Source organism: Pseudomonas sp. MF6767, from assembly GCF_016405475.1.
Lineage (GTDB): Bacteria > Pseudomonadota > Gammaproteobacteria > Pseudomonadales > Pseudomonadaceae > Aquipseudomonas > Aquipseudomonas paracarnis.
Map to the genome: position 1 here is coordinate 1 of NZ_JAEKCY010000029.1, position 25,142 is coordinate 25,142.

The window sequence follows — 25,142 nt, forward strand, 5'->3', positions numbered from 1 at the left end:
CTCGGCCCGATCCCTGGCCAGCAATACGGCCAGCCTGGTCAGCAGCAGGCACCACAGCAGAACAACCAGTTCCAGGGCAATCCGTACCAGCAATACCAGTAAACCCTGGGCACTAAAAAGGGCGCCGTGCAGTCAATGCACGGCGCCCTTTTTTGATCGTTCCCACGCTCTGCGTGGGAATGCCCGCTCGGACGCTCCGCGTCCCACTCTTGGCGCAAAAGCTGAAGCTTGTGCGGTGACGCGGAGCGTCACGGGATGCGTTCCCACGCAGAGCGTGGGAGCGATCAGGCAGCTTCGATCTACATCAGTCGATGTATTCGAATACCTTGACGATCTTCTGTACGCCCGACACACCTTGCACCAGGTTGGCGGCGCGGGTGGCTTCTGCCTGGGTCAGCAGGCCCATCATGTAGACGATGCCGTTATCGGTGACGATCTTGATTCGCGAGCCTGGCACTGCACTGTCGGTCAGCATCTGGGCCTTGATCTTGGTGGTCAGCAAGGCATCGTTGCTGATGGCCAGCAGAGTGATCGGGTCCATGACCTGCAGTTCGTTGTGGACCTTCTTGACGCGTTGCACGCCGGCAGCGGCTTGCTCGGCCTGGGCCTTGAGATCGGCGCGGGGTGTTTGGCCTGCCAGCAGGACCACGCCGTTGAAGCTGGTCACCACGATGCGCGAGGCACCGTTGCCCAGGTCGGTAGCAGCCTTGGCGACGTTGACCTTGACCTTGGTTTCGATCAGCGAATCATCAATGGTGCTGCCGAAGGTGCGTGTGCCCCGGTCGTCCTGAATAGGGGTGTCCCGTGTAGCGGTGATAGCCGAGCTGCAGCCGCTGATGGCGACGCACAGCGTAATGGCCAAAAGACTGAGGCGATTAACGGTCATTCTTCACTCCCGAACAGTTGGCTGTCGATCAGATCGCACAGGCAGTGGATCGCCAGCAGATGAACTTCTTGGATACGTGCAGTGACATTGGCCGGGACGCGAATCTCCACGTCCTCGGGCAGCAGCAGCGAAGCCATGCCGCCGCCGTCGCGACCGGTCAAGGCTACGACAATCATTTCGCGATCATGTGCGGCCTGGATCGCTTGAATAATATTCGCCGAGTTGCCGCTGGTGGAAATCGCCAGCAATACATCGCCCGGCTGGCCTAGGGCGCGGATCTGCTTGGAGAAGATTTCGTTGTAGCTGTAGTCGTTGGCGATCGAAGTGATCGTCGACGAGTCGGTGGTCAATGCAATGGCCGGCAGGCTCGGGCGCTCGCGTTCGAAACGGTTGAGCAGCTCGGAGGAAAAATGCTGGGCATCGCCGGCCGAACCACCGTTGCCGCACGAAAGCATTTTGCCTTCGTTGAGCAAGGCATTGACCATGACCTGACTGGCTTGCTCGATGTGCGGTGCAAGTACGTCCATCGCCTGTTGCTTGGTGTCGATGCTGGCCTGGAAAAGCTGGCGAATTCGGGATTGCATGTCCATCTGTGTGACCTTAAGTAGCGCGGCTGTTTGGCACAGGTAATGTGCAGCCCGCAATGCAAAGAGCAAAAGTGAGTGGTGAGGGTGCCCGGCGAATCAGCTGTCGAAGGCATTTTTAAGCCAGGTCAGATCAGCTGTGCCTGACGGGGTGCTTTCCATGGCAACCACATCGAAACGGCAGGGGCGGTCAGCCCAGTGATGCTCTTTTTGCAGGAAAAACTGCGCAGCGAGTATCAACTTTTGACGCTTGCGCTCGTCGATACTGGCGAGCGCGCCACCCCATTGTGCGTGTTTTCTGTAGCGGACTTCGACGAATACTACTGTATCGCCGTCAAGCATGACCAGATCAAGCTCGCCGCGTTTACATAACCAGTTCTGCGCCAGAAGGCGCAGACCCTGTTGTTGCAGGTAATCGAGCGCATGCAGTTCGGCATCCTTGCCGCTTTGTGCGCTGGACCGCTGGGGCATCAGCGTGGGGTATCGGGCAGGCGCTGTATTTCGCCGCCGACGAACTTCGCCCACGGCATCTGGCGGTCCACGCGCTGGTTGGCGCTGATGCCCAGGTTGCCCGAGAGGCCGTCGACACGGGTGTCAGGCAGTGCCTTGAGCTGGCCCAGGCGTGGTGCCAGGCGGTAGGCATCGACGCCCATTGCGTAGAGGCGGCCCAGGCTGCCATTGGCTTGCGGCCATTGCGCCGCAACCTGGTTGCGCAGTGGGTCGGTGGTGTTGAGCAACCAGGGGGTTTCGCAGAACATCACGTTGGTCATGTCCAGGTACTGGTTACGGTCACCGCTGGCACTGAACACGTGGGAGGTTGCGTACACCGGCACATCGCCGGCGTATTGGAAGTTCAGGGTCGGCTTGATCTGCTGGGCCAGTTGTGGCGTGACAGCCAGGAAGATGAACTCGATGTCCTGGCGACGCGAAGGCTGGGCGGCTACGTCGGTGCCTACTGTGCTTTGCAGGCTCTTGGCGCGGCCTTCGCTCTTGCGCAGTTGGAACAGATCGGCGATCTGCTGGGCCAGGGCAACAGGCTGATCGACATATTCAACGCCCATGACAGTGCCGCCATTGGCTTCCCAATCCTGGCGGAACGCTTTGTAGACGCGCTCGCCCCATTCGCCACGGGGCACCATGGCGGCGGCACGGTGCAGGCCGTCGGCACGTGCACGGCGCGACACTTCGCGGGCTTCGTCTTCAGCGGCCAGGCCGAACTGGAACAACTGCGCCGGGCCTTGATCGGTCTCGCTGTAGTTCAGGGCGAGGGTGGTGATCGGCAGCTGCGGGCGTGCGCTGAGTTGCTTGACCAGCGGTTTTTCCAGCGGGCCGACCACCAATTGCACGCCGGCGGCCTGGGCCTTGGCGTAGAAGTCGTCGAGGGAGCCCAGGCGCGAGCTGTCATAGAACTCGATGACCGGTGGCTTCTGCCCGGCTTGTTCAGCCTGGTAGTGAGCCGCCATGAAGCCTTCGCGCAGCGCTTTGCCCACAGCCGCCAGCGGCCCTTCCTGCGGCAGCAGCAGGGCGATCTTGTTCAGGGGCTGGCTGGCCAGTTCCTTGAGCTTGGTCAGCGGCGCTGGCAGTTGCACTGCAGCCGGGTGGCCCGGGTTCTGTGCGCGCCAGGTGTCGATGGCGGCTTGTTGTTGCTCCAGCGTACCGGCGCCCTTGACCGCCTGGGCCAGGGTGATCCAGCCATCGAGTGTCGGGTTGCCAGTGGCTTGCAGCTGTTCGGCTGGCAACGCGGCAATCAATACCCAGATGGCCTCGTGGTTGCTGTTGGCAGCCTCACCCGTCAGCAGGGGCGCCATGGACACCCGCTCGCGAGCGGCGGCGAGGGTCTGCCCATCGGCTTCATAGGCACGTGCATGTACGGTACCGGTGCGGATCTGCTGGTCGGTCGGCAGTTCCTTCAGGCTTTGCAGGCTGGGGTGGTTCAGCGCTGCCAAAGCCGCCTTGGGCTGGTTGCGCCCCATGGCCAGTTCTGCGGCCAGGGTGCTGGCAAATACTTGCGCGGCTGGCTTCAGGGCGTCCAGGGGCACTTGCGCAAGGATCTGCGAGGAGCGGCCGGGGTTGTTCTGCTGGTAAGCCAGGTCCGCCGCGCTCAGGCGCAGCAACGCGGCTTTTTCTGGCGTCTTGGCGTTCGTCGCCTGTTCGAGCAGTTGCTCGATACTGGCATCGGGCGTGCGTGGCAGTTCGCCAAGACTGGAGGAGGGCGAACTGGCGCAAGCAGCCAGCAAGGCAGCGAGGCAGAGGGCGGAGAGCAGCCGCAGGCAAGCGATCATGTAAGTGTTCCTGATACCGATCAAATTAGCGTGGAAGTGTACCCAAGCACTGGCCCAGGCGCGATGTTCATGGCGTTAAACCGTGGATTTAGGTCGTGCAAATGTTGTGTTTAGCTAATGGTGGCTGAAACGGCATCGGCCGTGATGGCATATTTTCAAGGCGTCTACGCGCTACAATGTGGCTTTTGCCAACCATCGAGGTGTGCGCTTTGACTGCTCCAGGTCTTTTGAATTCCACTGCTGGCTCGCTTTTTGTGGTGGCGACGCCCATTGGCAACCTGGACGACATCAGTGCCCGGGCGCTGAAAGTGTTGCGCGAGGTGAAATTGATCGCGGCAGAAGACACGCGGCACTCCCAACGGTTGATGCAGCATTTTGGTATCAGCACGCCATTAGCGGCCTGCCACGAACACAACGAACGTGAAGAGGGTAGCCGCTTTATCACACGTCTTTTGGCGGGTGATGACGTCGCGCTGATTTCCGACGCGGGCACGCCCCTGATTTCCGATCCTGGTTACCACTTGGTCCGCCAGGCCCGTGCCGCAGGTATCAATGTAGTGCCTGTTCCGGGAGCCTGCGCGCTGATTGCTGCATTATCGGCCGCCGGGTTGCCCTCGGACCGCTTTATCTTCGAAGGCTTCCTGCCCGCCAAGGCTGTAGGGCGTCGGGCGCGTCTGCAGGCACTTAAAGAAGAACCGCGCACCTTGATCTTCTATGAGGCTCCGCATCGTATCCTTGAATGCCTGCAAGACATGGAGCTGGTGTTCGGCGGTGAGCGCCTGGCCTTGCTGGCCCGAGAGTTGACCAAGACCTTCGAAACCCTCAAGGGGTTGCCGCTGGAGGAGCTGCGAGCGTTTGTCGAGGGCGACAGCAATCAACAACGTGGAGAATGCGTGGTGCTGGTAGCAGGCTGGACCGCGCCGGAGAATGAAGATGCGGTGGGCAGCGAGGCCATGCGCGTCCTCGATTTGTTGCTCAAGGAAATGCCACTCAAGCGCGCCGCCGCCCTGGCAGCGGAAATTACCGGCGTGCGCAAGAACGTGTTGTATCAGGTCGCGCTCGATAAGCAGAAGGCCGAATAGTTCCTGGGGCAAATCTGTATTTCGTCTGAACGTGATGGCAATGCCGCACTTTTAATACTTGTCCTCAAGCCGCCGTGCCGTTAACCTGCGCGGCGGAGAGTCGATTGGACAGTCGCTGCCCTCTATGAAAATTAGGGGGGGGAGGAAAGTCCGGGCTCCATAGGGCGAAGTGCCAGGTAATGCCTGGGAGGCGTGAGCCTACGGAAAGTGCCACAGAAAATAACCGCCTAAGCACTTCGGTGCCGGTAAGGGTGAAAAGGTGCGGTAAGAGCGCACCGCACGACTGGCAACAGTTCGTGGCTAGGTAAACCCCACTTGGAGCAAGACCAAATAGGGTCCCAAGGCGTGGCCCGCGCTGGGACCGGGTAGGTTGCTAAAGATGTCCAGTGATGGCCATCGTAGACGAATGACTGTTCAAGACAGAACCCGGCTTACAGATCGACTCTCCACCTTTTTTCCTTGCGTTCGAATCTCGTGCGCAAACCCGGTAGTAACGCAAGAATCCCTCCCTGCCAAATCATTGGCAGATGCATCTTCGTAATACCAAAAAAATCTTACTCTTAATAAATTACTTTAACTTTAGCCTCTAGCTCTCTGAGCCATTTGCCGTTGTTGAGTCAAAAACATCGCCAAACTCTCGTTTCTCCTCCTTTTGCACTCCTAAATCTCCGTTCTGTAAGGCTTTTCCTTGAATACGCGCCTTGACGGTGTGGTGGGCGCATTCCTATAGTGTGCGCAAGTGGCGGAAAGTGGCACAAAGTGGGTTTTTTGAACGTAAAACGCTAAAATTTGGAGAAACGCATCTGTGTTTCGCGGAGCTAACGCTATCAGTCTCGATGCAAAAGGCCGTCTCGCCATGCCGAGCCGGTATCGTGACGAGCTCATTTCGCGAAGTTCAGGGCAGTTAATCATCACGATTGACGCCGTTGACCCCTGTTTATGTGTTTACCCTCTCGATGAGTGGGAGTTGATTGAAACCAAGTTGCGCGCGCTGCCTTCATTGCGTGAAGAAAACCGCCGCCTCCAGCGTTTGCTGATCGGTAATGCCGTCGACCTTGAGCTCGATGGCAGCGGTCGTTTCCTGGTGCCGCCGCGACTGCGCGAGTACGCCAGGCTCGACAAGCGCGCAATGCTGGTAGGCCAGCTGAACAAGTTCCAATTGTGGGACGAAGATGCCTGGGATGCTGTGTCTGCAGCGGACCTGGCTGCTATTCAACAACCGGGCGCCATGCCTGATGAACTGCGTGATTTGATCCTGTGACTATTGATAGCGGCTTTAACCACATCACCGTACTGCTTGACGAAGCCGTTGAGGCTCTCGCCGTACGTGCCGATGGCTGCTATGTCGATGGCACATTCGGCAGGGGCGGGCATAGCCGGTTGATACTCAGCCAGCTCGGGTCCGACGGCAAACTCCTCGGGTTCGACAAAGACCCTCAAGCGATTGCCACCGGGCAAGCGCTAGCGGCCGAAGACGGCCGCTTTGTCGTTGTGCAGCGCAGCTTTGCCGAGCTGGGCGCCGAAGTCGGCGAGCGCGGTATGGCGGGCAAGGTGGCCGGGGTTCTGCTCGACCTGGGCGTGTCTTCGCCACAGCTCGACGACCCGGAGCGCGGCTTCAGCTTCATGAACGACGGCCCCCTCGATATGCGTATGGACCCCACTCGTGGGGTCAGTGCCGCACAATTCATCGCCACCGCGCCGGTAGAAGAAATCGCCCGTGTGTTCAAGGAATACGGTGAAGAGCGCTTCGCCGGTCGAATGGCGCGTGCCGTGGTCGAGCGCCGCGAAATCCAGCCGTTCGAACGCACCGCTGACCTGGCCGAAGTGCTGAAGGTCGCCAACCCTGCCTGGGAAAAGGGCAAGAACCCGGCCACCCGCGCATTCCAAGGGTTGCGCATTCACGTCAATAACGAATTGGGCGATCTGGAAGCCGGCCTCGAAGCCGCTCTGGATGCTTTGGAAGTGGGCGGTCGCCTGGTGGTGATCAGCTTCCACTCCCTGGAAGACCGCATCGTCAAACTCTTCATGCGTCGTCTGGTAAAGGGCGAGTCCGATAACCTGCCGCGTAACCTGCCGGTGCGTTTCGAAGCCTTCGTGCCGAAAATCAAAATCCATGGCAAAGCGCAGTTCGCTTCCGAAGCCGAACTCAAGGCCAACCCACGTTCCCGTAGCGCCGTCATGCGTGTTGCGGAGAAATTGCGGTGAGCAAGCTTTTCGCCAAGCCCCTCCCGGGCGGCAGCTTCTTTATGTTGCTGCTGTTTGTCGGCGTGCTGGTGTCCGCGATAGCGGTGTCCTACAGCGCCCACTGGAACCGTCAGTTGCTCAATACCCTTTACGGGGAATTGAGCGTGCGCGACAAAGCCCAGGCAGAATGGGGCCGGTTGATTCTTGAGCAAAGCACCTGGACGGCCCACAGCCGTATCGAAGTGCTGGCTACCGAACAGTTGAAGATGCACATCCCAGGCGCGGCTGAAGTTCGCATGGTGGCGCCATGATGAAACTCGAAGGGGCACTCTACCCATGGCGCTTTCGCTTGATGCTTGGCTTGCTGGCATTGATGGTGGGCGCGATCGTCTGGCGCATCTTCGACCTTCAGGTCGTCGACCGCGACTTCCTGATCGGCCAGGGTGACGCTCGCAGCCTGCGGCACATCCCGATTCCTGCACACCGTGGCCTGATCACCGACCGTAACGGCGAGCCTCTGGCCGTCAGTACCCCGGTGACCACCCTGTGGGCCAACGCCAAAGAGCTGCAAGTTGCCAAGGACAAGTGGCCTGAACTGGCCGCTGCCCTCGGGCAGGACCGCAAGGCCCTGACCGAACGCCTGGAAGCCCAGGCCAATAAAGAATTCATCTACCTGGTTCGTGGGCTTACCCCTGAGCAAGGCCAGCAAGTGCTCGATCTCAAAATTCCCGGCGTCTACGGCATCGAGGAATTTCGGCGTTTCTACCCGGCCGGTGAAACCACCGCGCACATGGTGGGTTTCACCGACATCGATGACCACGGCCGCGAAGGGGTCGAACTGGCCTATGACGAATGGCTGGCCGGGGTTCCGGGCAAGCGTCAGGTCATCAAGGATCGGCGCGGCAGGCTGATCAAGGACGTCCAGGTCACCAAGAACGCCAAGGCCGGCAAGCCTCTGGCGTTGTCGATCGATTTGCGTCTGCAATACCTGGCCAACCGCGAACTGCGTAACGCGATCATCGAGAACGGCGCCAAGGCCGGCAGCCTGGTGATCATGGATGTGAAAACCGGCGAGATCCTCGCCATGGTCAACCAGCCCACCTACAACCCGAACAACCGCCGCAACCTGCAGCCGGCGATGATGCGTAACCGCGCGATGATCGACGTGTTCGAACCTGGTTCCACCATGAAAGCCATCTCCATGAGCGCTGCCCTGGAAACCGGCCGCTGGAAACCCAGCGACAAGGTCGAGGTTTACCCAGGCACCTTGCAGTTGGGCAAGTACACCATTCGTGACGTGTCCCGCACCGAGGGGCCAGTGCTGGACCTGACCGGCATCCTGATCAACTCCAGTAACGTCGGCATGAGCAAGGTTGCTTTCGATATCGGCGGCGAGACCATCTATCACCTGGCGCAAAAGATCGGCCTGGGGCAACCCACCGGCCTCGACTTCCCGGGCGAGCGGGTCGGTAACCTGCCGAACTACCGCGAGTGGAGAAAAGCCGAGACTGCCACGCTTTCCTATGGCTACGGCCTGTCGGTGACCGCCATCCAGTTGGCCCACGCGTTCTCGGTATTGGCCAATAACGGCCGTATGGTTCCGCTGAGCCTGATCCACGTCGACGAAGCGCCAAAAGCCACCCAAGTGATCCCGGAAAACGTCGCCAAGACTATGCAAGGCATGCTGCAACAAGTGATCGAGGCACCGCGTGGCGTATTCCGCGCCCAGGTGCCGGCGTACCACGTTGCTGGCAAGTCCGGTACGGCGCGTAAGACCTCGGTGGGCACCAAGGGCTATGCCGAAAACTCCTACCGTTCGTTGTTCGCCGGCTTCGGCCCGATGAGCGACCCACGCTATGCCATCGTCGTGGTCATCGACGAGCCTAGTAAAGCCGGCTACTTCGGTGGCCTGGTTTCGGCGCCGGTGTTCAGCAAAGTGATGTCCGGCACCCTGCGCTTGATGAATATCACGCCGGACAACCTGCCGCCAACGCAACAAGCCAACGCTGGTCCACCGGCTGCCGCTGTCAAAGCCAATGGAGGGCGCGGCTGATGTCTCTTAGCCTGAACAAGATTTTTGCCCATGCCGGCCACGATCTGCTTATTCGTGAGCTGACGCTGGATAGCCGTAATGTACGCGCCGGTGACCTGTTCCTGGCGGTACCTGGCGGCAAGCTCGATGGCCGTGCGCATATCGCCGATGCCCTGCAACGCGGTGCGGCTGCGGTCGCCTATGAAGTGGAAGGCGCCACCGTGCTGCCGATCACCGATGTGCCGTTGATTCCGGTCAAGGGCCTGGCAGCGCAGTTGTCCGACATTGCCGGGCGTTTCTACGGTGACCCGAGCCGCCAACTTAACCTGGTGGGCGTGACTGGCACCAACGGCAAGACCAGCGTGACCCAATTGGTTGCCCAGGCTTTGGACCTGCTGGGTCAGCACTGCGGCATCGTCGGCACTCTGGGCACCGGTTTCTATGGCGCGCTGCAAAGCGGCCTGCACACCACGCCAAACCCGATTGCCGTACAAGCGACCCTGGCCGACCTGAAAAAGGCCGGCGCCAAGGCGGTAGCCATGGAAGTGTCTTCCCATGGCCTGGACCAAGGGCGTGTCACCGCACTGGCTTTTGACGTGGCCGTGATGACCAACCTGTCCCGCGATCACCTCGACTACCACGGCACCATGGAGGCGTACGCCGCCGCCAAGGCCAAGCTGTTTGCCTGGAATGACCTGAAGTGCCGGGTGGTCAACCTCGACGACGCATTCGGCCGCCAACTGGCGGGCGAAGGGAGCGACGCGCGCCTGATCAGCTATAGCCTGCAAGATGCCAGTGCCTACCTGTATTGCCGCGAAGCCCAATTCAATGATGAAGGCGTGCGCGCCACATTGGTGACGCCGCAGGGCGAGCACCACTTGCGCAGCACCTTGCTCGGGCGGTTCAACCTGAGCAACGTGCTCGCCGCTATCGGTGCACTGCTGGGCCTGGACTATGCCCTGGATGAAATTCTGCGCGTACTGCCAAAGCTGGAAGGCCCGGCTGGTCGCATGCAGCGCCTGGGTGGCGGTACACAACCGCTGGTGGTGGTCGATTACGCCCATACTCCGGACGCCCTGGAAAAAGTCCTCGAAGCGCTGCGCCCACATGCCAAAGGCAAACTGCTTTGCCTGTTCGGTTGCGGCGGTGATCGCGATCGCGGCAAGCGCCCGTTGATGGCCGAAATTGTCGAGCGCTTGGCCGATGGCGTACTCGTCACCGACGATAACCCGCGCAGCGAAGACCCGAGCCAGATTTTCGACGACATCCGTGTCGGTTTCAAAGACGCCTCCAACGTCACTTTTGTGGCTGGTCGCGGCGCCGCCATTGCCCAGTTGATCGCCGGTGCCGGCGCGGACGACGTAGTGGTGCTCGCGGGTAAAGGCCACGAGGACTATCAGGAAATCAACGGTGAGCGCCATGCCTTCTCCGATCTGGTCGAGGCGGATCACGCCCTGACCGCCTGGGAGGTCGCCCATGCTTAAGGCGATGACGTTCAGCGAACTGGCCCAGGCCCTGTCGGCCCGTGTGCTGTCGAGCGACTGCACATTCACCGGCGTCAGTATCGACAGTCGTAACATCCAGCCGGGGCAGCTGTTTGTCGCCCTGGCCGGCCCGCGTTTCGATGGTCACGACTACCTCAACGACGTTGCCGCCAAAGGTGCCGTCGGTGCCTTGGTGCAGCGTGAAGTGGCCGATTCTGCCTTGCCGCAATTGCTGGTAGCCGACACCCGCCTGGCCCTGGGCCAACTGGGTGCGCTTAACCGTGCTGCTTTTGATAAGCCGGTGGCGGCCATTACCGGTTCCAGCGGCAAGACCACGGTCAAGGAACTGCTTGCTGGCGTCTTGCGCACGCGCGGGCCGGTACTCGCGACCCGTGGCAACCTGAACAATGATTTCGGCGCACCGCTGACCCTGCTCGAACTGGCCCCGGAACACACGGCGGCAGTGATCGAACTGGGGGCTTCGCGCATCGGCGAAATCGCCTACACCGTGGCGCTGACCCAGCCTCACGTGGCGATCATCAACAACGCCGGTACCGCCCACGTCGGTGAGTTCGGCGGCCCGGAAAAAATCGTCGAAGCCAAGGGCGAAATCCTTGAGGGGCTCGACGCTTCGGGCACTGCGGTACTTAACCTGGATGACAAGGCCTTCGAGACCTGGCGTGTACGCGCCGCCGGTCGCAAGGTCCTGACGTTTGCAGTGCTGAATGCCGCAGCCGATTTCCACGCCTCCAACATCAATGTCGATGCCCGTGGCTGCCCGTCCTTCACTTTGCACACCCCGCAAGGTGATGAGCACGTGCAGTTGAACCTGCTGGGTAACCACAACGTCGCCAACGCCTTGGCCGCCGCCGCTGCCGCCCATGCCCTGGGCGTGTCGCTGTTCGGTATTGCCACCGGTCTGGGCGCGGTGCAGCCGGTCAAGGGCCGCACCGTGGCGCAACTGGCTGGCAACGGCATGCGCGTGATTGATGACACTTACAACGCCAACCCGTCCTCCATCAATGCCGCTGTGGACCTGCTCAAAGGCTTCGATGGGCGCAAGGTGCTGGTGCTGGGCGATATCGGCGAATTGGGCGATTGGGCTGAACAGGGCCACCGTGAAGTCGGCGCCTATGCCGCCGGCAAAGTGGACGCGCTCTACGCCGTTGGCACAAACATGGCCCATGCGGTCAACGCTTTCGGCCCTGGCGCACGGCATTTCGCGAGCCAGGCCGAGCTGATCCAGGCGTTGACGGCGGCTGAACATGACAAACACACAACCATTTTGATCAAGGGATCGCGCAGCGCGGTGATGGAAAACGTCGTCGCAGCCTTGTGTGGCTCAAGTACGGAGAAACATTAATGCTGCTGCTGCTGGCTGAGTATCTGCAACAGTTCCACAAAGGCTTCGCGGTCTTCCAGTACCTGACCCTGCGCGGGATCCTGGGTGTGCTGACCGCGCTGTCTTTGTCACTGTTCCTGGGGCCGTGGATGATCCGCACCCTGCAGAACCTGCAAATTGGTCAATCGGTTCGTAACGACGGCCCGCAGTCGCACCTGTCCAAGTCCGGCACGCCGACCATGGGCGGTGCGCTGATCCTGTCGTCCATTGGCGTCAGCACCTTGCTCTGGGCCGACCTGCATAACCGCTACGTGTGGGTGGTGTTGCTGGTGACCCTGCTGTTCGGTGCCATCGGCTGGGTGGATGACTACCGCAAAGTGATCGAGAAAAACTCCAAGGGGCTGCCAAGCCGCTGGAAGTATTTCTGGCAGTCGGTGTTCGGCCTCGCTGCGGCGATCTTCCTGTACACCACCGCGCCGAGTGCCGTGGAAACCACCTTGATCATCCCGATGCTAAAGGATGTGAGCATTCCTCTGGGTGTCGGCTTCGTAGTGCTGACCTATTTCGTGATCGTCGGCTCCAGCAACGCGGTGAACCTGACCGACGGCCTCGACGGCCTGGCGATCATGCCGACGGTGATGGTGGGCGGTGCGCTCGGCATCTTCTGCTACCTCTCGGGTAACGTGAAATTCGCTGAATACCTGCTGATTCCTTATGTGCCGGGCGCCGGTGAGTTGATCGTGTTCTGCGGCGCCTTGATCGGTGCCGGCCTGGGGTTCCTGTGGTTCAACACCTACCCGGCACAAGTCTTCATGGGCGACGTCGGCGCACTGGCGCTGGGCGCAGCCTTGGGCACCATCGCGGTGATCGTTCGCCAGGAAATCGTGCTGTTCATCATGGGCGGTGTGTTCGTGATGGAAACCCTGTCGGTGGTCATCCAGGTGGCGTCCTTCAAGTTGACCGGGCGTCGCGTGTTCCGCATGGCGCCGATTCACCACCACTTTGAACTCAAGGGCTGGCCTGAGCCACGCGTGATTGTCCGCTTCTGGATCATCACCGTGATTCTGGTACTGGTCGGCCTTGCCACCCTGAAACTGAGGTAGAAACGAGTGTCCCTGATCGCTTCAGACCACTTCCGCATCGTTGTCGGCCTCGGCAAGAGCGGCATGTCCCTGGTTCGCTTCCTGGCGAACCGTGGCACGTCGTTTGCCGTGGCCGATACGCGGGAAAATCCACCGGAGCTGGTCACGCTGCGCCGTGACTACCCGCACGTGGAAGTGCGTTGTGGCGAGCTGGATGTCGAGTTTCTGTGCCGTGCCGACGAGCTCTACGTGAGCCCGGGCCTGGCCCTGGCGACACCGGCCCTGCAAGCAGCTGCGGCCCGTGGCGTGAAGCTGTCTGGCGATATCGACCTGTTCGCACGCAACGCGAAGGCGCCGATCGTGGCCATCAGCGGTTCCAACGCCAAAAGCACCGTTACCACTCTGGTCGGCGAGATGGCAGCGGCGGCGGGCAGGCGTGTGGCCGTCGGCGGCAATCTTGGCGTGCCGGCTCTGGACCTGCTCAGCGACGACGTCGAGCTGTATGTGATGGAATTGTCGAGCTTCCAGCTGGAAACCACCCACGACCTGGGCGCTGAAGTGGCGACGGTATTGAACGTCAGCGAAGACCATATGGACCGCTACAGCGGCCTGCCGGCTTATCACCTGGCCAAGCACCGGATCTTCCGTGGCGCCAGGCAATTTGTCGTCAACCGTCAGGATGCCCTGAGCCGTCCGCTGATGGGCGAGGGCATGCCCTGCTGGACCTTCGGCCTCGGCAAACCGGACTTCAAAGGCTTCGGCATTCGTGAAGAGAACGGCGAGAAGTACCTGGCGTTCGAATTCCAGAACCTGATGCCGGTACGCGAACTGAAAATCCGTGGCGCACACAATCAGTCCAATGCCCTGGCGGCCTTGGCACTCGGTCACGCGGTTGGCCTGCCATTCGACGCCATGCTCGCGAGCCTGCGCACGTTTGCCGGGCTTGAGCATCGCTGCCAGTGGGTGCGCGACCTCAATGACGTCAGCTATTACAACGACTCCAAAGCCACCAACGTCGGTGCAGCCCTGGCGGCCATCGAAGGCCTGGGTGCCGATATCGACGGCAAGCTGGTGCTGATCGCCGGTGGTGATGGAAAGGGTGCCGACTTCAAGGACCTTAAAGCGCCAGTGGCCGCCCATTGCCGCGCCGTGGTGCTGATGGGCCGCGATTCGGACCTGATTGCCGCCGCCCTCGGTGACGCTGTACCGCAAGTACGCGCAGCTTCCCTGGATGATGCCATTGCCCAGAGCAAAGCCCTGGCCCAGCCTGGCGATGCGGTGTTGCTGTCGCCCGCGTGCGCCAGCTTCGACATGTTCAAGAACTATGAAGAGCGCGGCCAACTGTTCGCCCGCGCCGTGGAGGCTTTGGCATGAGCCTCAACCTGAGAAACATCATCAAGCCATACCCGTCGCCGATCATTACCGGGCGCGGCATTGACCTTGATTTCCCTATGCTCGCCGGTTGCCTGGCGCTGCTCGGCCTGGGCCTGGTGATGATCACTTCGGCGTCCTCCGAAGTGGCTGCCGTGCAGTCGGGCAACACGCTGTACATGATGATCCGCCACCTGGTGTACCTGGTGATCGGCCTGGGCGCCTGCATCGTCACCATGATGATTCCGATTGCCACCTGGCAGCGTCTGGGTTGGCTGATGCTGATCGGTGCGTTCGGCTTGCTGGTCATGGTGATCGTCCCGGGCATTGGCCGCGAGGTGAACGGTTCGATGCGCTGGATCGGCTTCGGCGCGTTCAACGTGCAGCCTTCGGAAATCGCCAAGGTGTTCGTGGTGATCTACCTCGCCGGTTACCTGGTGCGCCGTCAGAAAGAAGTACGCGAAAGCTGGATGGGCTTCTTCAAGCCGTTCATCGTGCTGCTGCCCATGGCTGGCCTGCTGCTGATGGAGCCCGACTTCGGGGCCACGGTCGTGATGATGGGCGCCGCCGCCGCGATGCTGTTCCTGGGTGGGGTAGGGCTGTTCCGCTTCACCTTGATGGTGGTGCTGGCGGTGGCGGCCGTGACCATTCTGGTACAGGCGCAACCCTATCGGATGGCGCGTTTGATCACCTTTACCGACCCCTGGTCCGACCAGTTCGGCTCCGGCTACCAGTTGACCCAGGCGCTGATCGCGTTCGGTCGCGGCGAGTGGCTGGGTGTGGGCCTGGGCAACAGTGTGCAGAAGCAGTTCTACCTGCCGGAAGCCCACACCGACTTCGTGTTCTCGGTATTGGCCGAAGAGTTGGGTGTGGTGGGTTCGCTGTGCACCGTGGCACTGTTTGTATTCGTCTGTGTGCGCGCCATGTACATCGGCTTGTGGGCCGAGAAGGCCAAGCAGTTCTTCGCCGCCTACGTTGCCTATGGGTTGGCCTTCCTGTGGATCGGCCAGTTCCTGATCAACATCGGCGTGAACGTCGGCCTGCTGCCGACCAAGGGCCTGACCTTGCCGTTCCTCAGTTACGGCGGCAGCTCGTTGGTGATTTGCTGCGCCTGTCTCGGGTTGTTGCTGCGTATCGAGTGGGAGAGTCGCACCCACCTGGGCAGCGAAGAGATGGAGTTCAGCGAGAGCGACTTCGCCGAGGAGCCGACTCATGGGCGCTAACGTGCTGATCATGGCGGGCGGTACCGGGGGGCATGTGTTCCCGGCCCTGGCCTGCGCCCGTGAATTCCAGAACCGTGGCTACACCGTGCACTGGCTGGGTACGCCCCGTGGCATCGAAAACGAATTGGTGCCCAATGCCGGTTTGCCGCTGCATTTGATCAACGTCACCGGGTTGCGCGGCAAGAGCAAGTTGTCATTGCTCAAGGCGCCGTTCGTGTTGCTCAAGGCGGTCATGCAGGCGCGCAAGATCATTCGCGAGTTGAAGCCGGTGTGTGTGCTTGGCTTTGGTGGTTATGTGACCGGCCCTGGTGGCGTTGCGGCGAAACTCGCGGGCGTGCCGGTGATCGTCCATGAACAGAACGCCGTCGCCGGTACCGCCAACCGCCTGCTGGTGCCATTGGCCGCGCGGGTGTGTGAAGCCTTTCCAAAAACCTTCGCCGCCTCCGACAAGCTTCGCACCACCGGTAACCCGGTGCGTACCGAACTGTTCATGGCCATTGCGCGTGACGCGCTGGCCGGGCGCAAGGCTCACCTGCTGATCCTGGGCGGAAGCCTGGGTGCCGAGCCACTGAATAAATTGCTGCCTGAAGCCGTTGCGCAACTTCCTGAGGATGTGCGCCCGGAGATCTTCCACCAGGCCGGCAAGAACCACGATGAAGTCACCGCCGCGCGTTATCGCGAGGCCGGTGTAGAGGCCAATGTACAGCCCTTCATCAAAGACATGGCCCAAGCCTATGGCTGGGCCGACCTGGTGGTCTGCCGCGCTGGTGCGCTGACCGTCAGTGAACTGGCGGCCGCCGGTCTGCCGTCCTTGCTGGTGCCTTTGCCCCACGCCATCGACGATCACCAGACCCGCAACGCCGAATATTTGGCCGGGGAGGGCGCTGCCTTCCTGCTGCCGCAAAGAACGACTGGCGCCGCCGATTTGGCCGCACGCCTGACCGAGGTTTTGATGCAACCGGAACGACTCAACAGCATGGCGAGCACCGCAAGCCGCCTGGCCAAACCTGACGCAACCCGCACCGTGGTCGATATCTGCCTGGAGGTGGCCCATGGTTGAGAATCAGAAAGCCATGCCGCAACCCGAGATGCGCCGCATCCGTCGTATTCACTTCGTCGGTATCGGTGGCGTGGGCATGTGCGGGATTGCCGAAGTGTTGCTGAACCTGGGCTACCAGGTGTCCGGCTCGGACTTGAAAGAGTCGCCGGTCACCGAGCGCCTGAAGTCCTTTGGCGCACAGATCTTCATCGGCCACCGTGCCGAGAACGCCGCCGAGGCTGACGTGCTGGTGGTGTCCAGCGCCGTGAACACGTCCAACCCGGAAGTGGCGACCGCCCTTGAGCGCCGTATCCCTGTGGTACCGCGTGCCGAGATGCTTGCCGAGCTGATGCGCTATCGCCACGGCATCGCCGTGGCCGGTACCCATGGCAAGACCACCACCACCAGCCTGATCGCCTCGGTGTTCGCCGCCGGTGGCCTGGACCCGACCTTCGTCATCGGTGGCCGCTTGAATGCAGCTGGCACCAATGCCCAGCTGGGCACCAGTCGCTACCTGATCGCCGAAGCCGATGAAAGTGACGCGAGCTTCCTGCACCTGCAACCGCTGGTTGCCGTCGTCACCAACATCGACGAAGACCACATGGCGACCTACGACGGCGACTTCAACAAGTTGAAGAAAACCTTCGTCGACTTCCTGCACAACCTGCCGTTCTACGGGTTGGCGGTGGTGTGCCTGGACGACCCGGTGGTGCGTGAAATCCTGCCCCAGGTCAAACGCCCTACCGTGACCTACGGCTTCAGCGAAGACGCCGACGTGCGCGCAATCAATGTGCGCCAGGAAGGCATGCAAACCTTCTTCACCGTGCTGCGCCCCGATCGCGAGCCTCTGGACGTGTCGGTGAACATGCCGGGCAATCACAACGTGCTGAACTCTTTGGCGACCATCTGCATTGCCACCGATGAAGGCGTCAGCGATGAAGCCATCGTCGAGGGCCTGTCGCGCTTTGCCGGTGTGGGCCGTCGCTTCCAGGTCTACGGCCAACTGCCGGTCGAAGGCGGTGACGTGATGCTGGTGGACGACTACGGGCACCACCCGACCGAAGTTGCGGCCGTTATCAAGGCCGTGCGCGGTGGTTGGCCGGAGCGCCGGCTGGTGATGGTGTACCAGCCGCACCGCTACAGCCGCACCCGCGACCTGTACGACGATTTCGTCAATGTACTGGCCGATGCCAACGTACTGCTGCTGATGGAAGTCTACCCGGCCGGTGAAGAACCGATTCCGGGCGCTGACAGCCGCAAGCTGTGCAACAGCATCCGCCAGCGCGGCCAGTTGGACCCGATCTACATCGAGCGTGGCGTGGACCTGGCGCCTATCGTCAAGCCGCTGCTGCGTGCCGGCGACATTCTGCTGTGCCAGGGCGCCGGTGATATCGGTGGCCTTGCGCCCAAGTTGCTGGCGAGCCCGCTGTTTGCAGCCGCCGCCAAGGGGAAGTCGAAATGACCACTGACTACGGCTCCCTGTTTTCCACCCTTGCGCCTGCCGACTTCGGCCGCGTTGCCGTGCTGTTCGGCGGCAAGAGCGCCGAGCGCGAAGTGTCGCTCAAGTCCGGCAATGCGGTGCTTGAAGCGCTGCAAAGTGCTGGCGTGAACGCGTTCGGTATCGATGTGGGCGATGATTTCCTCGCCCGCCTGCAGGCCGAAAAAATCGACCGCGCCTTTCTCATTCTTCACGGCCGCGGCGGTGAAGACGGCAGCATGCAGGGCCTGCTTGAATGCGCCGGCATCCCTTACACCGGCAGCGGCATCCTCGCGTCGGCCTTGGCGATGGACAAGTTGCGCACCAAGCAGGTGTGGCACAGCCTGGGCATTCCGACCCCACGTCACGCCGTACTGTGCAGTGAAGACGATTGTATTTCTGCGGCCAAGGAACTGGGCCTGCCTTTGATCGTCAAACCAGCCCATGAAGGCTCCAGTATCGGCATGGCCAAAGTGAACTCGGCCGCCGAATTGATCGACGCATGGAAAGCGGCAAGTACCTACGATTCGCAAGTGTTGGTGGAACAGTGGATTTCCGGTCCCGAGTACACCATCGCCACCCTGCGTGGACAGGTATTGCCGCCCATCGCTTTGGGCACGCCCCACACCTTTTATGACTACGACGCCAAGTACCTGGCTTCCGATACTCAGTACCGGATCCCGTGTGGGCTCGAAGCAACCAAGGAACAGGAATTGATGGACCTCACGGCGAAAGCCTGTGAGGCGCTGGGTATCGCCGGTTGGGCGCGGGCAGACGTGATGCAGGATGACCAAGGGAATTTCTGGTTCCTTGAAGTCAACACCGCACCGGGCATGACCGACCACAGCCTGGTTCCCATGGCAGCCCGTGCCGCCGGTCTGGATTTCCAGCAGTTAGTGCTGGCGATCCTGGCCGACAGCATTGAGCCAAGAGGCTAAACACATGAACGGCGCATCGCTTCGTCATCAGCCCCCACAAGCACCGAGCCGCAAGCCGGTGCCACGGGGTGCAAGCCGAATGGTGGCTAAAGAGCCGATGTCGGCGCGCCTGCCAAAAGCCAACTTTGGTTTTATCAAGGCGCTGTTCTGGCCGGTGCTGCTGGTGGTGCTGGGCTTTGGCACGTACGAAGGCGCGCAGCGTCTGTTGCCGTATGCCGACCGGCCGATCACCAAGATCAGCGTGCAGGGCGACTTGAGCTACATCAGCCAGCAAGCGGTACAGCAGCGCATCGGCCCATACCTGGCGGCGAGCTTCTTTACCATCGACCTGGCCGGCATGCGCTCGGAGCTGGAACAGATGCCGTGGATCGCCCACGCCGAAGTTCGCCGGGTATGGCCGGACCAGGTCACGATCCGCCTGGAAGAACAACTGCCCGTGGCCCGTTGGGGCGATGAAGCGCTGTTGAACAACCAGGGCCAGGCGTTCACCCCGCGTGAGCTGGCCAATTATGAACACCTGCCGCAGCTGTTCGGGCCGCAGCGGGCGCAGCAGCAAGTGATGCAGCAGTACCAGGCCTTGAGCCAGATGCTGCGGCCACTGGGCTTCTCCATTGCACGCCTGGAATTGCGTGAGCGGGGCAGCTGGTTTTTGACGACCGGGGCAGGCAGTTCCGGCCCGGGCATCGAGTTGTTGCTGGGACGCGACCGCTTGGTGGAAAAGATGCGCCGCTTTATTGCCATCTATGAAAAAACCTTGAAAGAACAGATTACGAACATTGCGAGCGTCGACCTGCGTTACGCCAACGGCCTGGCCGTCGGCTGGCGTACACCGGCTGCGCCCACGGCAGCACAACCCGCTGTCGCGAAGAATTAAGAAGAGGCAGGACCCATGGCAAACGTGCAAAGCGGCAAAATGATCGTCGGTCTCGATATCGGCACCTCCAAGGTGGTGGCGCTGGTGGGCGAGGTCGGGGAAGACGGCGCGATCGAAATCGTCGGTATTGGCACGCATCCGTCCCGGGGCCTGAAGAAGGGCGTGGTGGTGAACATCGAGTCCACCGTGCAATCGATCCAGCGCGCCATCGAAGAAGCGCAGCTGATGGCCGGTTGCCGGATTCACTCGGCGTTCGTCGGCGTGGCTGGCAACCACATCCGCAGCCTGAACTCCCACGGCATCGTGGCGATCCGCGACCGTGAAGTCAGCTCGGCCGACCTTGAGCGCGTCCTCGACGCTGCCCAGGCCGTGGCGATCCCGGCGGACCAGCGCGTGCTGCACACCCTGCCGCAGGACTACGTGATCGATAACCAGGAGGGCGTGCGCGAGCCCCTGGGCATGTCGGGCGTTCGCCTGGAAGCCAAGGTCCACGTGGTGACCTGCGCCGTCAACGCCGCACAGAACATTGAAAAATGCGTGCGCCGCTGCGGCCTGGAAATCGACGACATCATTCTCGAGCAGTTGGCCTCGGCCTACTCGGTCCTGACCGACGACGAAAAAGAACTGGGCGTGTGCCTGGTGGACATTGGCGGCGGCACCACCGACATCGCGATCTTCACCGAGGGTGCGATCCGTCACACCGCCGTGATCCCGATTGCCGGCGACCAGGTCACCAACGACATCGCCATGGCGCTGCGCACACCGACCCAGTACGCCGAAGAAATCAAGATCCGCTACGCCTGCGCCCTGGCCAAGCTGGCCGGTGCCGGCGAGACCATCAAGGTGCCAAGCGTGGGTGATCGTCCACCTCGCGAGCTGTCGCGCCAGGCCCTGGCCGAAGTGGTCGAGCCACGCTACGACGAACTGTTCACCCTGATCCAGGCTGAGCTGCGCCGCAGCGGCTACGAAGATTTGATCCCGGCCGGCATCGTGCTGACCGGTGGCACCTCGAAGATGGAAGGCGCGGTCGAGTTGGCCGAGGAAATCTTCCACATGCCGGTGCGCCTGGGCGTGCCCCATGGCGTGAAGGGCCTGGGCGACGTGGTGCGTAACCCGATTTATTCCACCGGTGTGGGCTTGCTGTTGTACGGGCTGCAAAAGCAGACCGACGGCATTTCCCTGTCGGGCCCGAGCATCCGTGACAGCTACCGCAGCGACGACGAGGCGAAAGCGCCGTTGTTCGAGCGGCTGCAGGCTTGGGTAAAAGGCAATTTCTAAAGATTTACCGCGACACCGCAACACCCGCAATAAGCAGTAGGCGAAAAAACTAGAGAAAATGAAAGGAGAGGGAACATGTTCGAACTCGTAGACAACATCCCCGCTAGCCCGGTTATCAAAGTAATCGGTGTCGGCGGTGGCGGCGGCAACGCTGTCAACCACATGGTCAAGAGCAACATTGAAGGCGTTGAGTTCATCTGCGCCAACACTGATGCCCAGGCGCTCAAAAGCATCGGCGCCCGGACCATCCTGCAATTGGGCACCGCGGTGACCAAAGGCCTCGGCGCTGGCGCCAATCCGGAAGTCGGCCGTCAAGCCGCCCTGGAAGACCGCGAGCGTATTGCCGAAGTGCTGCAAGGCACCAACATGGTGTTCATCACCACTGGCATGGGCGGCGGTACCGGTACCGGTGCGGCCCCGATCATTGCCGAAGTGGCCAAGGAAATGGGCATTCTGACCGTTGCTGTCGTGACGCGTCCGTTCCCGTTCGAAGGCCGCAAGCGCATGCAGATCGCCGACGAAGGTATCCGTCTGCTGTCTGAAAGCGTCGACTCGTTGATCACCATCCCCAACGAGAAATTGCTGACCATCCTGGGCAAGGATGCCAGCCTGCTGTCCGCCTTCGCCAAGGCTGACGATGTACTGGCCGGTGCCGTTCGCGGTATCTCCGACATCATCAAGCGCCCAGGCATGATCAACGTCGACTTTGCCGACGTACGTACTGTCATGAGCGAAATGGGCATGGCGATGATGGGCACTGGCTGCGCCAGCGGTCCGAACCGTGCACGCGAAGCCACCGAAGCGGCCATCCGCAATCCGTTGCTCGAAGACGTGAACCTGCAAGGTGCACGCGGCATCCTGGTGAACATCACCGCCGGTCCTGACCTGTCCCTGGGTGAGTACTCCGACGTGGGTAGCATCATCGAAGCCTTCGCGTCCGAGCACGCCATGGTCAAAGTCGGTACCGTTATTGATCCGGACATGCGCGATGAGCTGCATGTAACCGTGGTTGCTACCGGCCTGGGTGCAAAAATCGAGAAGCCTGTGAAGGTCATCGACAACACCCTGCACACCAGCCAGGCCAGCCAGGCAGCTGCCGCTCCAGCCCCTGCTCGCCAGGAACTGCCGTCGGTCAACTACCGTGACCTGGACCGTCCGACCGTGATGCGCAACCAGGCTCAGGCCGGTGCTGCGGCGTCCCGTAGCCCGAATCCGCAAGATGACCTGGACTATCTGGACATCCCGGCATTCCTGCGTCGTCAGGCCGATTAATGGAATGTATCAGGGCTATGAAGGTGATTGGTGTTCAGCAAAGGTCTGGTCTGCTATTATCGCCAGCCTTTGTTGATACCAGTTCGCAATTTGCGCTGAAGCGGTCCAAGCCATGATTAAACAACGCACCCTGAAGAATATTATTCGTGCCACAGGTGTAGGTCTGCACTCCGGGGAGAAGGTATACCTGACCCTCAAGCCTGCACCTGTCGACACCGGCATCGTGTTTGTGCGTGCCGACCTGGACCCTGTGGTGCAGATTCCTGCTCGCGCGGAAAACGTTGGCGAAACCACTATGTCGACCACATTGGTCAACGGTGACGTCAAAGTGGACACGGTGGAGCACTTGCTCTCGGCCATGGCTGGCCTGGGCATCGATAACGCCTACGTCGAGCTCTCCGCGTCCGAAGTCCCGATCATGGATGGCAGCGCTGGCCCCTTCGTATTCTTGATTCAATCTGCCGGCCTGGAAGAACAGGACGCAGCCAAGAAGTTCATTCGCATTCTGCGGGAAGTGACAGTAGAAGACGGCGACAAGTGCGCCACCTTCGTCCCGTTCGAAGGCTTTAAAGTGAGCTTTGAGATCGATTTCGATCACCCGGTATTCCGTGACCGCACCCAAAGTGCAAGCGTGGATTTTTCCAGCACTTCGTTCGTAAAAGAAGTCAGCCGCGCCCGCACCTTTGGTTTCATGAGTGACATCGAGTACCTGCGCAAGCACAACCTCGCACTCGGCGGCAGCGTGGAAAACGCCATTGTGGTCGACGCGGATGGTGTACTGAACGAAGACGGCCTTCGCTATGAAGACGAATTCGTGAAGCACAAGATCCTCGATGCAATCGGTGACCTCTACCTGCTGGGCAATAGCCTGATAGGCGAGTTCAAAGGCTTCAAGTCGGGCCACGCCCTTAACAACCAGCTGCTGCGCAAGTTGATTGAGCAGACAGACGCTTGGGAAGTCGTGACCTTCGAAGATGCCAGCACCGCACCGATCTCTTACATGCGTCCCGTTGCGGCGGTGTAAGTAACAACTCTCTTTCTTTAGTTTTGAAAGGCTACCTTCGGGTGGCCTTTTTTTATGCCCGACGAAGATCCAAATGTGGGAGCTGGCTTGCCTGCGATAGCGGCCTGCCAGTTAGCTTATAGGTAGCTGACCCACCGCCATCGCAGGCAGCCAGCTCCCACACCTGACCTCATCAGTTTGAGGTTTTTGAAACATCCACTATCCGGTTACGGCCGCTGTGCTTGGCCTGATACAACGCCTGGTCAGCCTTGAGCAGCAGGTCTTCAAGGGAAATACGGCTGTGCTTCTGCCAGGTACTCAGGCCGATGCTTACGGTGATCGGTTGCTCATCCCCGGCCACTCTCGGCAAGTGCTGGACCCCCTTGCGGATATGCTCGGCGATCACCCACGCGCCCTTGGCGTCGGTATTGGGCAGCACCACCGCGAACTCTTCACCGCCATAACGCGCCGCCAGGTCGGCAGGGCGGCGGATATGGCTGGCGATCACATGCGCGACTGCACGCAACGCCTCATCGCCGCCCTGGTGACCATGGCGGTCGTTGAAGGCCTTGAAGTGGTCCACATCGATCATCAGTACGCTCAACGACTCGGTGGAGCGTTGTGCCCGGTCCCATTCCAGCCGCAAGCGTTCGTCCAGCGTGCGACGGTTGGCCAGGCCGGTAAGGGCGTCGGTGGCTGCCAGTTCTGACAGCACCTGTTCAGCCCGATGGCGGCGGCGCAACTCCATGCACAGTGCCCAAGTCAGCCACAACAGGCCCACGCACAACACTCCGGTCGCGATGCTGACCAGCCACGCCGCACGCCGCCAGGGTGCGAACATTTCATCGCTGGACAAGGCCACCGCCACGATCAGCGGCAAGTTGCCCACATTCGAAAAACTGTAGAGCCGTGCCTGGCGATCGACACTGGAGATACTTTGGAAGCTGCCGTCCCGTTCGCGCAGCATGCGCGCCACATTCGGGCGCTGGCTCAGGTCCTTGTCGACGATATCTGCTTCCAGCAGAGGCTCTTGCGCCAGCAGGATGCCTTGGTGGTTGAGCAGGTTGATGGTGCTGTTGCTGCCGATGTTCAAGCTGCTGAACAACTGATGAAAGTACGACAGGCGCATGGACGCGACCGCCACTCCCAGGAAACGCCCATCCGGTGACGAAACGCGACGGCTGAACGCGATGCGCCAGGGGTCGGCACACTGGCAGCGCGCCATGAACGGGCGGCTGATATACAAGCCCAGGTCGGGGTTGGTGCGGTGCGCCTGAAAATAGTCCCGATCGGCAAAGTTACCCAGCTTTGGCGTGAGCAGGGACGAATCGGCAATCACCTCGCCGGCCGGGTCCAACAGCAGGATATCGCCCTTGTAGGGCGCCGCTGCGGAACGATCAAACAGCACCAAGTGCCTGATGCTCTCTGAAACGTCTTGCAGGTCGGTGCGCTCGGTGGCGCTGATCAAGCCTTTGAGGGCCATGTCGTAAAGTTCGACATTGCGCAGCACGTCCGCGTCGATCAATTGAGTGATGGTATTGGCGGTGCGCTTGGCCGTCTGCAGGGTATTGGCATGTTCACGAATCAGCAGCGCAGTGACGACCCCCACGATCAGCAACACCGTGAGCGTACTGCCCAGGATCAGCAGGCGCTCCGGGCGGCGGTTGGGGCGGGTAAGGCTTGAACTCATCGGGCACACTTCTGCGTTG

22 protein-coding genes and 1 other RNA gene are annotated in these 25,142 nt (G+C 61.1%); 18 read left to right on the forward strand and 5 right to left on the reverse strand.

What is annotated here, in order from left to right; translation table 11 throughout:
* Nucleotides 1-304 precede the first annotated feature (304 nt).
* From JFT58_RS27900 to JFT58_RS27915, 4 genes are all read right to left on the reverse strand, one after another.
* A complete protein-coding gene (locus tag JFT58_RS27900) occupies nucleotides 305-886 on the reverse strand; it encodes a BON domain-containing protein (RefSeq protein ID WP_003188655.1) in 582 nt (193 codons plus the stop codon).
* A complete protein-coding gene (locus JFT58_RS27905; RefSeq protein ID WP_007904374.1) occupies nucleotides 883-1,476 on the reverse strand; it encodes a phosphoheptose isomerase in 594 nt (197 codons plus the stop codon). Before JFT58_RS27905 ends, JFT58_RS27900 begins: the two co-directional genes overlap by 4 nt.
* A 93-nt stretch (nucleotides 1,477-1,569) precedes the next feature.
* Complete coding sequence (locus JFT58_RS27910; RefSeq protein ID WP_054898902.1) at nucleotides 1,570-1,941, reverse strand: YraN family protein; 372 nt, start codon at nucleotides 1,939-1,941, stop codon at nucleotides 1,570-1,572.
* Complete coding sequence (locus JFT58_RS27915) at nucleotides 1,941-3,752, reverse strand: penicillin-binding protein activator (RefSeq protein WP_054919296.1); 1,812 nt, start codon at nucleotides 3,750-3,752, stop codon at nucleotides 1,941-1,943. The genes JFT58_RS27910 and JFT58_RS27915 overlap by 1 nt, the downstream gene beginning before the upstream one ends.
* Before the next feature lie 176 nt (nucleotides 3,753-3,928).
* Between JFT58_RS27915 and rsmI the strand changes: the two genes are divergently transcribed.
* The 18 genes from rsmI to lpxC all read left to right on the forward strand — a co-directional run bounded on the left by rsmI (nucleotide 3,929) and on the right by lpxC (nucleotide 23,454).
* A complete protein-coding gene (gene rsmI, locus JFT58_RS27920; RefSeq protein ID WP_087149550.1) occupies nucleotides 3,929-4,834 on the forward strand; it encodes a 16S rRNA (cytidine(1402)-2'-O)-methyltransferase in 906 nt (301 codons plus the stop codon).
* Between the two features lie 96 nt (nucleotides 4,835-4,930).
* Nucleotides 4,931-5,284: RNase P RNA component class A (gene rnpB, locus JFT58_RS27925), an RNA gene on the forward strand.
* 355 nt (nucleotides 5,285-5,639) lie between these two features.
* The gene (gene mraZ, locus JFT58_RS27930; protein ID WP_004371993.1) at nucleotides 5,640-6,095 is read left to right on the forward strand and encodes a division/cell wall cluster transcriptional repressor MraZ; all 456 of its coding nucleotides are present in this window, start codon (nucleotides 5,640-5,642) and stop codon (nucleotides 6,093-6,095) included.
* Nucleotides 6,092-7,039, forward strand: coding sequence for a 16S rRNA (cytosine(1402)-N(4))-methyltransferase RsmH (gene rsmH / locus JFT58_RS27935; protein WP_054898900.1), 948 nt, complete (start codon nucleotides 6,092-6,094; stop codon nucleotides 7,037-7,039). The genes mraZ and rsmH overlap by 4 nt, the downstream gene beginning before the upstream one ends.
* Entirely contained in the window at nucleotides 7,036-7,329 is a 294-nt protein-coding gene (gene ftsL / locus JFT58_RS27940; protein WP_003188663.1) for a cell division protein FtsL, read from the forward strand. Before rsmH ends, ftsL begins: the two co-directional genes overlap by 4 nt.
* The gene (locus JFT58_RS27945; RefSeq protein WP_019816949.1) at nucleotides 7,329-9,071 is read left to right on the forward strand and encodes a peptidoglycan D,D-transpeptidase FtsI family protein; all 1,743 of its coding nucleotides are present in this window, start codon (nucleotides 7,329-7,331) and stop codon (nucleotides 9,069-9,071) included. Before ftsL ends, JFT58_RS27945 begins: the two co-directional genes overlap by 1 nt.
* Entirely contained in the window at nucleotides 9,071-10,534 is a 1,464-nt protein-coding gene (locus JFT58_RS27950; protein ID WP_054898899.1) for a UDP-N-acetylmuramoyl-L-alanyl-D-glutamate--2,6-diaminopimelate ligase, read from the forward strand. Before JFT58_RS27945 ends, JFT58_RS27950 begins: the two co-directional genes overlap by 1 nt.
* Nucleotides 10,527-11,897 (forward strand): UDP-N-acetylmuramoyl-tripeptide--D-alanyl-D-alanine ligase, encoded by a 1,371-nt coding sequence (locus tag JFT58_RS27955; RefSeq protein WP_054898898.1) that lies wholly within the window; start codon nucleotides 10,527-10,529, stop codon nucleotides 11,895-11,897. Before JFT58_RS27950 ends, JFT58_RS27955 begins: the two co-directional genes overlap by 8 nt.
* Nucleotides 11,897-12,979, forward strand: coding sequence for a phospho-N-acetylmuramoyl-pentapeptide-transferase (gene mraY / locus JFT58_RS27960; RefSeq protein WP_003188670.1), 1,083 nt, complete (start codon nucleotides 11,897-11,899; stop codon nucleotides 12,977-12,979). The genes JFT58_RS27955 and mraY overlap by 1 nt, the downstream gene beginning before the upstream one ends.
* A 6-nt stretch (nucleotides 12,980-12,985) precedes the next feature.
* Complete coding sequence (murD, locus tag JFT58_RS27965; protein WP_054898897.1) at nucleotides 12,986-14,332, forward strand: UDP-N-acetylmuramoyl-L-alanine--D-glutamate ligase; 1,347 nt, start codon at nucleotides 12,986-12,988, stop codon at nucleotides 14,330-14,332.
* A complete protein-coding gene (ftsW, locus tag JFT58_RS27970; RefSeq protein WP_003188673.1) occupies nucleotides 14,329-15,552 on the forward strand; it encodes a putative lipid II flippase FtsW in 1,224 nt (407 codons plus the stop codon). The genes murD and ftsW overlap by 4 nt, the downstream gene beginning before the upstream one ends.
* Complete coding sequence (gene murG / locus JFT58_RS27975; RefSeq protein WP_003188675.1) at nucleotides 15,542-16,612, forward strand: undecaprenyldiphospho-muramoylpentapeptide beta-N-acetylglucosaminyltransferase; 1,071 nt, start codon at nucleotides 15,542-15,544, stop codon at nucleotides 16,610-16,612. Before ftsW ends, murG begins: the two co-directional genes overlap by 11 nt.
* Nucleotides 16,605-18,053 carry a UDP-N-acetylmuramate--L-alanine ligase gene (gene murC / locus JFT58_RS27980; RefSeq protein WP_003188677.1) on the forward strand — a complete coding sequence of 483 codons (1,449 nt, stop codon included), beginning with the start codon at nucleotides 16,605-16,607 and terminating at the stop codon, nucleotides 18,051-18,053. The genes murG and murC overlap by 8 nt, the downstream gene beginning before the upstream one ends.
* A complete protein-coding gene (locus JFT58_RS27985; protein WP_014716974.1) occupies nucleotides 18,050-19,006 on the forward strand; it encodes a D-alanine--D-alanine ligase in 957 nt (318 codons plus the stop codon). Before murC ends, JFT58_RS27985 begins: the two co-directional genes overlap by 4 nt.
* 4 nt (nucleotides 19,007-19,010) lie before the next feature.
* Nucleotides 19,011-19,880: a cell division protein FtsQ/DivIB gene (locus JFT58_RS27990; RefSeq protein WP_019816943.1), complete on the forward strand. Its 870-nt coding sequence runs from the start codon at nucleotides 19,011-19,013 to the stop codon at nucleotides 19,878-19,880.
* A gap of 15 nt (nucleotides 19,881-19,895) precedes the next feature.
* The gene (ftsA, locus tag JFT58_RS27995; protein WP_003188682.1) at nucleotides 19,896-21,158 is read left to right on the forward strand and encodes a cell division protein FtsA; all 1,263 of its coding nucleotides are present in this window, start codon (nucleotides 19,896-19,898) and stop codon (nucleotides 21,156-21,158) included.
* A 75-nt stretch (nucleotides 21,159-21,233) separates the two neighbouring features.
* Nucleotides 21,234-22,430: a cell division protein FtsZ gene (ftsZ, locus tag JFT58_RS28000; RefSeq protein WP_003188685.1), complete on the forward strand. Its 1,197-nt coding sequence runs from the start codon at nucleotides 21,234-21,236 to the stop codon at nucleotides 22,428-22,430.
* Nucleotides 22,431-22,542: 112 nt separating this feature from the next.
* The gene (gene lpxC, locus JFT58_RS28005; protein ID WP_054898896.1) at nucleotides 22,543-23,454 is read left to right on the forward strand and encodes a UDP-3-O-acyl-N-acetylglucosamine deacetylase; all 912 of its coding nucleotides are present in this window, start codon (nucleotides 22,543-22,545) and stop codon (nucleotides 23,452-23,454) included.
* 172 nt (nucleotides 23,455-23,626) lie between these two features.
* Here the strand turns inward: lpxC and JFT58_RS28010 are convergent, their stop codons facing one another.
* On the reverse strand, nucleotides 23,627-25,123 hold the full coding sequence (locus JFT58_RS28010) for a GGDEF domain-containing protein (RefSeq protein WP_054898815.1): 1,497 nt from the start codon (nucleotides 25,121-25,123) through the stop codon (nucleotides 23,627-23,629).
* Between the last annotated feature and the right edge of the window lie 19 nt (nucleotides 25,124-25,142).

Excerpts from the sequence above, each read along its gene's own strand:
- rsmI (WP_087149550.1), top strand. The coding sequence starts at position 3,929 with ATGTGGCTTTTGCCAACCATCGAGGTGTGCGCTTTGACTGCTCCAGGT.
- murG (WP_003188675.1), top strand. The coding sequence starts at position 15,542 with ATGGGCGCTAACGTGCTGATCATGGCGGGCGGTACCGGGGGGCATGTG.
- JFT58_RS27990 (WP_019816943.1), top strand. The coding sequence starts at position 19,011 with ATGAACGGCGCATCGCTTCGTCATCAGCCCCCACAAGCACCGAGCCGC.
- JFT58_RS27900 (WP_003188655.1), bottom strand. The coding sequence starts at position 886 with ATGACCGTTAATCGCCTCAGTCTTTTGGCCATTACGCTGTGCGTCGCC.
- ftsA (WP_003188682.1), top strand. The coding sequence starts at position 19,896 with ATGGCAAACGTGCAAAGCGGCAAAATGATCGTCGGTCTCGATATCGGC.
- JFT58_RS27915 (WP_054919296.1), bottom strand. The coding sequence starts at position 3,752 with ATGATCGCTTGCCTGCGGCTGCTCTCCGCCCTCTGCCTCGCTGCCTTG.
- JFT58_RS28010 (WP_054898815.1), bottom strand. The coding sequence starts at position 25,123 with ATGAGTTCAAGCCTTACCCGCCCCAACCGCCGCCCGGAGCGCCTGCTG.
- mraY (WP_003188670.1), top strand. The coding sequence starts at position 11,897 with ATGCTGCTGCTGCTGGCTGAGTATCTGCAACAGTTCCACAAAGGCTTC.
- JFT58_RS27955 (WP_054898898.1), top strand. The coding sequence starts at position 10,527 with ATGCTTAAGGCGATGACGTTCAGCGAACTGGCCCAGGCCCTGTCGGCC.
- JFT58_RS27985 (WP_014716974.1), top strand. The coding sequence starts at position 18,050 with ATGACCACTGACTACGGCTCCCTGTTTTCCACCCTTGCGCCTGCCGAC.
- ftsW (WP_003188673.1), top strand. The coding sequence starts at position 14,329 with ATGAGCCTCAACCTGAGAAACATCATCAAGCCATACCCGTCGCCGATC.
- JFT58_RS27950 (WP_054898899.1), top strand. The coding sequence starts at position 9,071 with ATGTCTCTTAGCCTGAACAAGATTTTTGCCCATGCCGGCCACGATCTG.
- ftsZ (WP_003188685.1), top strand. The coding sequence starts at position 21,234 with ATGTTCGAACTCGTAGACAACATCCCCGCTAGCCCGGTTATCAAAGTA.
- JFT58_RS27910 (WP_054898902.1), bottom strand. The coding sequence starts at position 1,941 with ATGCCCCAGCGGTCCAGCGCACAAAGCGGCAAGGATGCCGAACTGCAT.
- JFT58_RS27905 (WP_007904374.1), bottom strand. The coding sequence starts at position 1,476 with ATGGACATGCAATCCCGAATTCGCCAGCTTTTCCAGGCCAGCATCGAC.
- JFT58_RS27945 (WP_019816949.1), top strand. The coding sequence starts at position 7,329 with ATGAAACTCGAAGGGGCACTCTACCCATGGCGCTTTCGCTTGATGCTT.
- murC (WP_003188677.1), top strand. The coding sequence starts at position 16,605 with ATGGTTGAGAATCAGAAAGCCATGCCGCAACCCGAGATGCGCCGCATC.
- lpxC (WP_054898896.1), top strand. The coding sequence starts at position 22,543 with ATGATTAAACAACGCACCCTGAAGAATATTATTCGTGCCACAGGTGTA.